We start from the raw sequence: 11170 nt of genomic DNA on the forward strand, positions 1-11170 counted from the left end.
GCGTCCGCCCTACCCATTGATCGAATGGCGATCAGCCCTTCTTGAGGCGATAGGTCTCGTGGCAGCCGCCGCACTGCTTGCCGATCACGGTCAACTCGGCCTTCAGCGTGTCGACATCCTTGATCTTGCCCTTGGCGTCAGAGACGGATTTGGCAAAGCTCGCGATGTGCTGCTCGAAGCCGGTCTTGTCTTCCCAGATCTTCGGCCCGGCGGAGTAATCGCCTTCCGTCTTGAGACCCTTGCTGCTTTCAGGGAAGAGCGTCGGCAGCTTCTTGGCGGTGTCCTCGAACTTCGCCAGCGCGGCGTCGACCGTTGCCTGGTCGTAGGGCTTCTCGCCCTTGATGATGGCGCCGAGCGCACCGGCGTTCTTGCCGGTTTCCTTCATCTGGGCCTGGGTCACCTTGACCTGCTCCTGGTCGGCCACCACCGCCCCCGCACTCAACGCAAGCATCGCTGCAACGACGACAATCCGCTTCATCGGCAAAATCCCTCAAATCCTGTTCTGTCCGGTCCGCAGGAACGCGGACGGCCTGGTTTGCAAACACCGCAGGCGGAATCTTCATTCCGCATGCGACAATTTATCAGAGATTATGGCGGCGCTGCGCCTCGCGGATCGCGATCCAGATCCGTTCCGGCGTGGCCGGCATGTCGACGTGGTCGATCCCGAACTCGCGATGCAGCCCCTCGACGATCGCGTTGACGACCGCCGGACACGAGCCGATCGCGCCGGCCTCACCTGCGCCCTTCACGCCGAGCGGGTTGGTCGTGCACGGCACATTGTGGGTCTCGAACACGAAGGACGGCCCGTCGGCGGCGCGCGGCATCGCATAGTCCATGAAGGTGCCGGTGACGAGTTGACCGTCGGTCGGGCTGTAGACCGCCTGCTCCATCAGCGCCTGCCCGATGCCCTGCATCGCGCCGCCGTGCACCTGGCCCACGAGCATCAGCGGATTGAGCGTGACGCCGAAATCGTCGACGATGACGTAGCTGACGATCTTGATGATGCCGGTGGCGGGATCGATCTCGACCTCGGCGAGATGCGTGCCGTTCGGATAGGTACCGTCGGCGCTGGCGAAGGTCGCGCTCGAATTCATCTTCGATGTATCGCCGCCGGGACGTTTGGCGAGATCGGCAAAGCTGACCGAACGGTCGGTGCCGGCGATGCGGACGCGGCCATCGGCGATCTCAAGGTCGCCGGCGCCGGCCTCCAGCGCCTGCGCCGCAAGCTCCTTCAGCTTGTTGCCGAGTTCGTGCGTCGCGCGCTGGACGCTGACGCCGCCGGACGGGATCGATGCCGAGCCGCCGGTGCCAAGCCCGGTCGCGATCTTGTCGGTGTCGCCCTGCAGCACATGCACGCGCTCCGGCGGTACGCCGAACTGCTCGGCGACGATCTGCGCATAAGCGGTCTGGTGGCCCTGCCCGCTCGACTGCGTGCCGATCAGGATCGAGATGTCGCCGTTGGGATCGAGCGCCACATTGGCGGTCTCCTCGCCCATGGTGCCGCAGACCTCGACATAGCTCGCCATGCCGATGCCCCGCACCAGGCCGTCCTTCTTGGCAGCCTTGGCGCGCTTCGGAAACTCCTTCCAGTTGGCAATCTCCATCGCGCGCTTCATGTGCGCGACGAAGTCTCCGGAGTCGTAGACCTTGCCGGTCGCCGTCGTATAGGGCAGCGACTTCGGCGGAATGAAATTCTTCCGCCGGATGGCATCCGGCGTCATGCCGAGCTTTCGCGCAGCCGCATCGACCAGCCGCTCGATCACGTAAGCCGCCTCCGGGCGGCCGGCGCCGCGATAGGCATCGACCGGCACCGTGTTGGTGAACACGGTACGGACGCGGCAATGGAAGGCCTGGATGTCATAGAGACCCGGCAACATGCCGGCGCCGCCATGCGGGATGTAGGGTGCAAACGTCGAGAGATAGGCGCCCATGTCGCCCATCAAGTCGACATCCATGCCGAGGAATTTGCCGTCCTCGGCAAGCGCCATCTTCGCGGTGGTGAGATTGTCGCGGCCCTGCGCGTCGCCCATGAAATGGTCGGAGCGCTCGGCGGTCCATTTGACGGACTTCTTGAGCTTGCGCGCCGCGACCGAGATCAGCGCATATTCGCGATAGGGAAACAGCTTGGTGCCGAAGCCGCCGCCGACATCCGGGCAGATCACCCGCATGTTCTCCTTCGGCATCTTCAGGATCATGTCGCAAAGGATCTCGCGCAGGCGGTGGCTGCCCTGGCTGCCGATTGTCAGCGTCAGGTGATCCTTCTTGGCGTCGTATTCGGCGACCGCGGCGCGGGTCTCCATGAAGTTGGTGATGACGCGCGGGTTGACGATGGTGATCTCGGCCACCGCATGCGCCTTGGCGAAGGCGGCCTCGGCGGCGCCCTTGTCGCCGATCGAGACGTCGAACAGCAGATTGCCGGGCTTGTCCGGCCACACCTGCGGCGCGCCCTTCTTCACCGCATTGATCAGGCCGGCGACGGCCGGCAGCGGCGTCCACTTGACGTCGATCGCCTCGATCGCGTCGCGGGCATGATCGACGGTATCGGCGACCACAAAGGCGATGGCGTCGCCGACATGGCGCACTTCATCCTTGGCGAGGATCGGATAAGGCGGTGCGGTGAACGGATCGGTTTCGAGATTGAACAGGCAAGGCAGGCCGCCGAGCTCGGCGACATCGGCCGCGGTCAGGATCAGCGCCACGCCGGGCATGCCGCGGGCCTTGCCGGCATCGATCGTGTAGGTGGCGTGCGCATGCGGCGAACGCAGCATCAGCGCGTGCAATGCGGGAGACGGGGCGACGTCGTCGGTATAGCGGCCCTTGCCGCGAATCAGAGCGTCATCCTCCTTGCGCCGCACGCTTTGTCCGACGCCGAACTTGATGGGAGCTGCCATCGTCTCTCCAATTGCCTTGGTTGTTTGCGCGCATATTGGCGTGGTTGTCAGCGAAGCGCAAACCGCTTTCCGCCGCACGCGGCGCTATCCCGCGGTCGGCTCCTATGCATTTGATTTGACAGGTAAAACTATACGCGCCGCAGGGCGAACAGCCAGCCGCGGCCGAACAGCGTGAGGATCAGCAGCGCGTAGACGAAGACGCCGACCGTCATCAGCAGCAGCAGGATCATTTCGTCGCGGAAGTGTTGCATCGGCGCGAACCACACATAGGCGAAATGCGAGGTCAGCCACAGCGCGAGCGCAAGCAGCACGCCGCACAGTGCAAAAGTCCCGAACGAGCGAATCAGCGCGCGATCGAACGCGAGATAGCCGCGGCGTACCGCGAACAGCAGCACCAGCAGGAGATTGACCCAGGCCCCGACCGCGGTCGCGAGCGCTAAGCCCACCTGCGCCAGTGAGCCGACCAGCGCGATCTTCAACGCGACATTGACCGCAACCCCGGTCAGCGCCGCTTTCACCGGGGTTGCGGTATCCTTGCGGGCGTAGAAGGTCGCGACCGCGCTGCGGATCATCACGAAGGGAATCAAGCCGACCGCATAGGCCGCAAGCGTCGCGCCGGCGCTGGCGGCATCGGCCTTCGAGAACGCGCCGCGGGCGAACATCGCGCGCATGATCGGATCGGCAACCGTCAGGAACGCCGCCACGAACGGCACCGAGAACAGCAGCGTGAAATCGAAGGCGCGGCGCTGCGCGGCCATGGCGCCTGTGTGATCGTCGGCGGTCAGGCGTCGCGACATCTCCGGCAGCAGCACGGTACCGATCGCGATCCCGATCACGCCGATCGGCAATTGATTGAGGCGGTCGGCGTAATACAGCGCCGACAGCGCGCCGGCGGGCAGAAAAGTCGCGATGATGGTGTCGGCGAACAGCGCGACCTGCGTTCCCATCGAGCCCAAGGTCGCCGGCCCCAGCGCACGGAAGAAGGCGCGGACATCCTCGTCGAGCCTCAGCGGCGCGAATCGCGGCAGGCCGCCATGGCGGGCGAGGTCGCCGGCGAGCAGGAAGAACTGCAGGAAGCCCGAGATCAGGACGCCCCAGGCCGCGGCATGGCCGGCGCTGGGGAAGAACGCCGCCAGCGCCAGCGTCATCATCATGGCGATGTTGAGGAAGATCGGCGCCGCGGCGGCGCTGGCGAAGCGATGCATCACGTTGAGCATCCCGCCATAGAGCGTCACCAGCGTGATCAGCAAGAGATAGGGAAAGGTGATCCGCGTCAGCTCGATCGCGAGCTTGCGCTGGGATGCGTCCTCGGTGAAGCCCGGCGCGAGAATGCTCATCGCCTGCGGCATGAACACCATCGCCACGACCAGCAGGACCACTTGCGAGGCGAACAGCAGCGTGAAGATACGGTCGGCGAACAGCCGCGCCGACGCCTCGCCGCGCTCGCCATGGACATGGGCATAGGCCGGCACGAAGGCGGCGTTGAAGGCGCCTTCGGCAAAGATCGCGCGGAAATGATTGGGCAGCCGCAGCGCCACGAAGAAGGCGTCGGCCACCGGCCCGGCGCCGAGGATCGCCGCGAGCATGATGTCGCGCGCGAACCCGGTGACCCGCGATAGCAGCGTATAGCCGCCGACAGTGAAGATGCGCCCGAGCATGGGCTGCTTCTAGCGCATCATCACCCTACGTCAAAATGACGTATCAGGCCGCTAACGATTTAGGCATGATCCTGCCCGAAAACCGGAAGCCACTTTTCGGGATCATGCCTGTAGCGCGCTGCGCACAGCCGCGATGACGCGGTCCTGCGCCGCCTCGTCGAGATAGGGGTGCATCGGCAGGGCGATGACGTCCTTCGACAGGCGCTCGCTGACCGGCAGGCCGCCGTCGGCAACCGGATAGTGGCTGTAGGCGGTCTGCTGGTGGACCGACTTCGGATAATAGATCATGGTCGGCACGCCCTGCGCCTTCAAGGCGGCGGCGAAGGCGTCACGATCGATGCCGTTGGTCAGGCGGATGGTGTATTGCGCCCACACCGAGGTGCAGCCGGGAGCCACGCGCGGCACCGCGACGAGGTTGCCGAGCGCCCGCGAATAGCGTTCCGCAACCCTGTTGCGCGCGGCGATCTCGTCGTCGAAGATCTTCAGCTTTTCGAGCAGGATTGCCGCCTGCATGGTGTCGAGCCGTGCCGTGAGGCCGAGCCGCACGTTATCGTACTTGTCCGAGCCCTGGCCGTGGACGCGAATGCTGCGCAGCGTGCGTGCGAGCTCCTCGTCGTCGGTGAAGATCGCACCGCCGTCGCCGAAGCAGCCGAGCGGCTTGGCCGGGAAGAAGCTGGTGCCGGTCGCGAGACCGAAGGTGCCGAGCTTGCGGTTCTTGTAGGTCGCGCCAAAGCCCTGCGCGGCATCGTCGAGCACGAACAGGCCCTCGGCCTCGGCGACCGCACCGATCGCGTCGTGATCGGCGCTCTGGCCGAACAGATCGACCGGGATCACGGCAACCGGCTTCAGCCCGCGTGCGCGCGCCGTCGCAATGCCGCGCTTCAGCGAATTGATGTCGATGTTGAAGGTCTCCTCGTCGACGTCGACGAACACCGGCGTCGCACCGGTCAGCGTCACGACTTCGCCGGTCGCGCAGAAGGTGAAGGTCGGGCACAGCACCGCATCGCCCGGCCCGACATTCTTCGCCATCAGGACCATCAGCAGCGCGTCGGTGCCGCTGGCGCAGCTCACCACATGCTTGGCGCCGCTATAGTCCGCCAGCGCCTTCTCCAGCGCTGTAACTTCCGGGCCGTTGATGAACTGGCAATGGTCGAGCACGCGCGCGACCGCATCATCGATCGACTTGCCGAGCCGCCGGCGCTGCCCGGCGATATCGATGAAGGGAATGGGCTCAAGCTGCATATGCTGGTTCATGGAAGCTCTTTGCGCGTGTTGAATGGATGACAATCAGCCAGTGAAGGCAATCAGCCGGCGATGCGGCGCGGTCCCTTGCGAATCGTCGAGGCCGCAGGCCTGGCCGGCGATTCCAGGCATCGGATCGCGATCTCGAGGCTTGCGACGCCCTCGTCGCCGGACACCGCCGGAAGCTTGCCGCTGCGCACGGCATCGAGGAAGGCGATCAGCTCTGCCCGCAATGGCTCGTCGTGACCGACCGGCAGATGACGCATCGAATAGCTGCCGTCCGGCTTGAAGCCGAAGCACTCGGTGACCTGGCGCGTGAGCAGGTCGCCCATCACGTACTTGCCGCGGGTCGCGACCGTGACGTTGCGCGCCTTGAACGGCGTCAGCCAGTTGGTGTTGATGTGGGCGAGCACGCCCGACTCGGTGCGGAACTGCAGCAGCGCGATATCCTCGCGCTCGGCGACCGCGCTGGAGAGCTGCGGCTGCACCTCGACGATGTCGGACTCGGTGAACCAGCGGATCAGGTCGATGTCGTGCACGGCAAGGTCGATCACGACGCCGACATTGGACATCCGCGGCGGGAACGGGCCGACCCGGGTGATGCCGATCGACAGGATATCCTCGCCCGAGATCGCCTGCTTGATCGCGGCGACCGCCGGATTGAAACGCTCGACATGGCCGACCATCAGCGTGACGCCGGCCCGCTCGGCGGCGGCGACGATCTCGCGGCCCTCTTCGACCGTGGATGCGACCGGCTTCTCGACCAGGATGTGGATGTTGCGCGCGATGCAGGCGAGCGCGATCTCGTGATGCAGGTGGGTGGGAGCTGCGATCGTCACCGCATCGATACCCTCGGCAAACAGCTGATCGAGGCTTTCGAAGGCACGGCAACCGACCAGGTCGACGGCGCGTGTGCGGTGCTCCGGCAGCGGATCGACGATGCCGATCAGCGCGACGCCGGGCAGTCCGGCCAGCACGCGGGCATGGTTGCTGCCCATCACGCCGGCGCCGATCACGCCGACGCGCAATGCGCGGCCGATATCGGCCCTCGCGCCGGCTGCGGACACTTTTGCATTCATATCGTAGACCCCAAGTAGCGTTCTGGCGGTTGTCCCGGCTCCTCAGGGAGCCATCCCGGCTCCGAGGGAATCAGACCAAGGCCCCTCGTCCCGATCTGCGCCTCTGACGCAAATCACCCCGCTTCGTTGGCAGCCGCTATAGCACGGCGTCACAAATGTGGCGATTGCCAACGGCGAAATCCGGACACGTTTTGATTCAAAGAGTTACATCGTCCCGCGCCCCGGCGATCGGCGCGGGAACCGGCTCGCCTCAGCTGCGCCGGTAGTCGTCCTCGATGCGGATGATGTCGTCCTCGCCGAAATAGCTGCCGGTCTGCACCTCGATCAACTCAAGCTGAATCTTGCCGGGGTTCTCCAGCCGATGCACCGCGCCGATCGGGATGTAGATCGACTCGTTCTCGTGCACCGTCTTGACCAGCTCGTTGACGGTGACCTGGGCGGTGCCACGCACCACGATCCAGTGCTCGGAGCGGTGATGGTGCTTCTGCAACGACAGCCGCCCGCCCGGCTTGACGATGATGCGCTTGACCTGGTGGCGGTCGCCATTGTCGACCGATTGATAGGAGCCCCAGGGGCGATGCACCTTGATGTGGTTCTCGGTCACCTCGGGCGCCGCCACTTTCAACTTCGCGACCAGCCGCTTCAGCCCGTTGGCGTCCTTCTGGCGAGACACCAGCACGGCGTCCTGGGTCGCGACCACGACGAGGTCGTCGACGCCTTCGAGCGCGACCAGCGCCCGGTCGGTCGAGACGTTGCAATTGCGGGAGTCCTCGAACACCGCCGCGCCGCGCGCCGCGTTGCCGAGACTATCCTTGTCGGAAAGCTCCCAGACCTGGCGCCACGAGCCGATGTCGGACCAGCCGCACGCCACCGGCACCACTGCGGCATGCGCGGTCTTCTCCATCACGGCATAATCGATCGAGATCGCCTTTGCCGCGCCGAACGCCGACGCATCGAGCTTGACGAAGCCGATATCGCGCGTCGCTGACGCAACAGACTGCTCCACCGACGCAATGCTGTCGGCATCGACGTTGCGATACTCGTCGAGCAGCACGCTTGCGCGGAACATGAAGTTGCCGCTGTTCCAGAGATAGCCCGCATCGATATAGCCTGCCGCCGTCGCGGCATCGGGCTTCTCGACGAATTTTGCCACCGCGCGCACCTCGCCGGCGACCACCTCACCCGGGCTGATATAGCCGTATTCGGTGGCGGGCCGTTCCGGCTTGACGCCGAAGGTCACGATGCGGCCAGCTTCGGCAGCCACCAATCCGCCGCGGCACGCGGCGACGAAGGCCGGCGTATCCCGCACCAGATGGTCGGCGGCGAGCGCCAGCACGATCGCTTCGCCGTCACGGCTCTGCGCGAATGCCGCACCAGCCGCGATCGCGGGCCCGGAGTCGCGGCGCATCGGCTCCAGCAGCACATCGGCCTCGCGGCCGATCTCGGCCAGCTGCTCCAGCACCATGAAGCGATAGGCCTCGTTGGTGATCACGATCGGCCGCTCGAACAGGCCGGCGTCGGAGACCCGCAGCAGCGTCTCCTGGAAGGTCGAGCGCGTCCCGAACAGCGACAGGAACTGCTTCGGATGCACCTCGCGCGACGCCGGCCAAAGCCGTGTGCCTGCGCCGCCGCACATGATCAGGGGAATAATTCGTCGATCCATCGATGCCTCAAGTCCTGTCGTGTCAGTCAAAATGGCCCGGCCCCGTGACCGGCAGCCCTATTCCCAGGGAGGCACGATCCGGGCAGTCACGCGCGCCGACGCGGCTGGTCGGATCCTACCGGCCTTGTAAACTCCCGGTGAACGGCTGGCCGTCCCCCGTTCCGGCATCTTTAACCGCCCCTTCGCGCCTGCCGCAATAGGGACCAGTACGGGTATTGCCAGATCGGCGCGGAAACCATACCAAGGCGGCGAATTTGGCCGCGCGAAGGCGTTTTGCGCTGTTTTTGACACATCCTGAAAACCTGGCAGCGCGAACAGAAATGCGCCGAATCCTGCTTTCGACCGTCAAGATCCTGATCTCGGCTGCGCTGCTGTATTTCTCGCTGCGCAAGGTCAACCTGTATGACCTCGCCTCCCGCATCCAGGTCGAGAGCCTCGGCTGGCTCGGCCTCGCGATCGCGGTCACTTTCCTGCAGATCTTCCTCGGGGTGTTGCGCTGGCGCGAGATCAGCGTCGAGTGCGGTGCGCCGCTGCAAACCGCGCAGGCGATGCGCTTCAACGTGATCGGCACCTTCTTCAACCAGACACTGCCGTCCTCGATCGGCGGCGACGCCGTGCGGCTTTGGCTCGTCGCGCGCGCCGGTGCGGGCTGGCGCGCGGCCACCTATTCGATCTTCGTCGATCGCGCGGTCGGACTGATCGCGCTGGCCGTCGTCATCGCGGCGACGCTGCCATGGAGCTACCGGCTGATCTCCGATTCCCACGGCTGGACCGCGCTGCTGCTGCTCGACCTTGCTGCGCTCGGTGCCGGCTTCGGTTTCCTACTGGTCGGCGCCCTGCCGTGGCCCTGGCTGAAGCAATGGTGGGCAACCCATCACATCCACGCCTGCGCCGTCATCGCCAATCGGGTCTTGTTCAGCCGCGCGCAAGGATTGCAGGTCGGCGTGCTCTCGATTGCCATTCATGTGGTAACCGTCGTGATCGCCTGGTGCGTCGTGCAGTCGATCGCGGCACCGGTCACGTTCGGCCAGATCTTCCAGCTGTTGCCGCCGGTGATGCTGATCACCATGATGCCGATCTCGATCGCTGGCTGGGGGGTGCGCGAAGCGACGATGGCGCTCGCCTTCGGCTATGCCGGATTGATTGTCAACGAAGGTGTTAACATCTCGCTCCTGTTCGGCGCGGTGTCGTTCGTGGTCGGCATCTTCGGCGGGCTGGTGTGGATCCTGAGTCCCGAAAAGGCCGCCAAGGGTGCGGAACCGATCGAAGTGCCCGGACACAATAGCTGATCACATGAGCAGTTTCGAAATTCTCCTGTCCTTCATTGCAATGGGTCTCGCTGCGGCGATCTCCGCCGTCCTGATCCAGGTAACGCGGCCGCTGCTGCTACGCGTGGCGCTGGCGAAGCCGAACGCGCGCTCGTCACATCGCATCCCGACTCCGCAGGGCGCAGGCATCGCCGTCACGGCGGCCACGCTGCTCGCGGGCGGAATTGTGATCGTCATGGCTGGTGCACCCGACCTGACGGTTCCGTTGATCGTGTTCGGAGCCAGCCTGTTCATCGCGGCCGTCGGCTTTGTCGATGACATTCGTCCGCTGCCGGTCGTGCCGCGTTTGCTGCTGCAGGCTGCGGCCGTTGCTGCCGTGGTGTTCGTTGTACCTTCGGATCTGAAGATCATTCCGGTCAGCCCGTTCTGGCTCGAGCGCGGCCTGCTCGTGCTAGCTGGGGTATGGTTCGTCAATCTCGTCAACTTCATGGACGGGCTCGATCTGATGACGGCGGCCGAGGCCGTGCCGATCACGCTGGCGATCGCTCTGCTCGGCTGCTCTAATCATGTCCCGGCTGCCGCGGCGTTGGTTGCGGCAGCGCTATGTGGGGCTCTGCTTGGCTTCGCTCCATTCAACCGACCGGTCGCCAGAATTTTCCTTGGCGATGTCGGCAGCCTGCCGATCGGCCTGTTGGTTGGCTGGTGCCTCCTGGAACTCGCCATGCGCGGGCAAGTCGCTGCAGCGCTGCTGTTACCGCTATATTATCTGGCTGATGCGACCGTGACGCTGCTCCGCCGCATGGCGCGACGCGAGCCGTTTTGGGTCGCACACCGCTCGCACTTCTATCAGCGAGCGACGGACAATGGCCTCACGGTGCAGCGGGTCGTTGGCGAGGTCTTCGGGCTAAACGTCGTGCTGGTCCTGCTCGCGCTTACGTCGATCGCCTTCGATTCCGCGATCGCGGACATACCTCTACTGTTGGCGGGCGCGTTTGCGGTCGCTGTGCAGTTGTCCCGATTCTCGCGATCGCCACCAACTTGAGTACCACGAGAAGCCCGCCTGAATTCGGCGAGCTTACCAGCAGCAGTACGTGTTTACCCGTCCAAACTTTGTAACAATTCTCACTCAGGGTTCCGACGATCTTGCAAAATTAGATAAAAAGCTTGCCAGCAGCGGCAAACGCCGTCGGAAGCGTATCAGGAACTAGAATCAGAAAGTTACGCAGAGTGAAGCGTGATAAGCGCAACATCTCACGGACGGGTAGCTAACCACCGCGGGGCGCCACTGGACATGTGCGGGCTGCTTAGAGCACCGTCTAGGACCGATCGACATTCATTGCATCCAGATCATTGCGGCTGCGAGATGGAT

8 protein-coding genes are annotated in these 11170 nt (G+C 64.8%); 2 read left to right on the top strand and 6 right to left on the bottom strand.

The annotated features are described in order from the left end of the window. Positions 1-31 precede the first annotated feature (31 nt). The 6 genes from CO675_RS35060 to CO675_RS35085 all read right to left on the bottom strand — a co-directional run bounded on the left by CO675_RS35060 (position 32) and on the right by CO675_RS35085 (position 8533). Positions 32-478, bottom strand: a complete 447-nt coding sequence (locus tag CO675_RS35060) for a c-type cytochrome (RefSeq protein ID WP_097676445.1) — start codon at positions 476-478, stop codon at positions 32-34. Positions 479-581: 103 nt separating this feature from the next. Continuing rightward, on the bottom strand, positions 582-2891 hold the full coding sequence (locus tag CO675_RS35065; protein WP_097676446.1) for a xanthine dehydrogenase family protein molybdopterin-binding subunit: 2310 nt from the start codon (positions 2889-2891) through the stop codon (positions 582-584). A 128-nt stretch (positions 2892-3019) separates the two neighbouring features. Beyond that, positions 3020-4549 carry a murein biosynthesis integral membrane protein MurJ gene (murJ, locus tag CO675_RS35070; protein ID WP_097676447.1) on the bottom strand — a complete coding sequence of 510 codons (1530 nt, stop codon included), beginning with the start codon at positions 4547-4549 and terminating at the stop codon, positions 3020-3022. A 102-nt stretch (positions 4550-4651) separates the two neighbouring features. Then, on the bottom strand, positions 4652-5803 hold the full coding sequence (locus CO675_RS35075) for a DegT/DnrJ/EryC1/StrS family aminotransferase (protein WP_198964858.1): 1152 nt from the start codon (positions 5801-5803) through the stop codon (positions 4652-4654). Positions 5804-5853: 50 nt separating this feature from the next. Further along, on the bottom strand, positions 5854-6870 hold the full coding sequence (locus CO675_RS35080; RefSeq protein WP_097676449.1) for a Gfo/Idh/MocA family protein: 1017 nt from the start codon (positions 6868-6870) through the stop codon (positions 5854-5856). Positions 6871-7120: 250 nt separating this feature from the next. Then, entirely contained in the window at positions 7121-8533 is a 1413-nt protein-coding gene (locus CO675_RS35085) for a mannose-1-phosphate guanylyltransferase/mannose-6-phosphate isomerase (protein ID WP_097676450.1), read from the bottom strand. 320 nt (positions 8534-8853) lie between these two features. On the opposite strand from CO675_RS35085, the gene CO675_RS35090 reads away from it, so the two are divergent. Both CO675_RS35090 and CO675_RS35095 read left to right on the top strand, forming a co-directional pair. Next, complete coding sequence (locus CO675_RS35090; RefSeq protein ID WP_097676451.1) at positions 8854-9822, top strand: lysylphosphatidylglycerol synthase transmembrane domain-containing protein; 969 nt, start codon at positions 8854-8856, stop codon at positions 9820-9822. Positions 9823-9826: 4 nt separating this feature from the next. Continuing rightward, a complete protein-coding gene (locus CO675_RS35095) occupies positions 9827-10843 on the top strand; it encodes an MraY family glycosyltransferase (protein ID WP_097676452.1) in 1017 nt (338 codons plus the stop codon). Positions 10844-11170 lie beyond the last annotated feature (327 nt).

It is taken from the genome of Bradyrhizobium sp. C9, from assembly GCF_002532045.1.
GTDB lineage: Bacteria > Pseudomonadota > Alphaproteobacteria > Rhizobiales > Xanthobacteraceae > Bradyrhizobium.

Excerpts from the sequence above, each read along its gene's own strand:
- CO675_RS35060 (WP_097676445.1), bottom strand. The coding sequence starts at position 478 with ATGAAGCGGATTGTCGTCGTTGCAGCGATGCTTGCGTTGAGTGCGGGG.
- CO675_RS35065 (WP_097676446.1), bottom strand. The coding sequence starts at position 2,891 with ATGGCAGCTCCCATCAAGTTCGGCGTCGGACAAAGCGTGCGGCGCAAG.
- murJ (WP_097676447.1), bottom strand. The coding sequence starts at position 4,549 with ATGCTCGGGCGCATCTTCACTGTCGGCGGCTATACGCTGCTATCGCGG.
- CO675_RS35075 (WP_198964858.1), bottom strand. The coding sequence starts at position 5,803 with ATGAACCAGCATATGCAGCTTGAGCCCATTCCCTTCATCGATATCGCC.
- CO675_RS35080 (WP_097676449.1), bottom strand. The coding sequence starts at position 6,870 with ATGAATGCAAAAGTGTCCGCAGCCGGCGCGAGGGCCGATATCGGCCGC.
- CO675_RS35085 (WP_097676450.1), bottom strand. The coding sequence starts at position 8,533 with ATGGATCGACGAATTATTCCCCTGATCATGTGCGGCGGCGCAGGCACA.
- CO675_RS35090 (WP_097676451.1), top strand. The coding sequence starts at position 8,854 with ATGCGCCGAATCCTGCTTTCGACCGTCAAGATCCTGATCTCGGCTGCG.
- CO675_RS35095 (WP_097676452.1), top strand. The coding sequence starts at position 9,827 with ATGAGCAGTTTCGAAATTCTCCTGTCCTTCATTGCAATGGGTCTCGCT.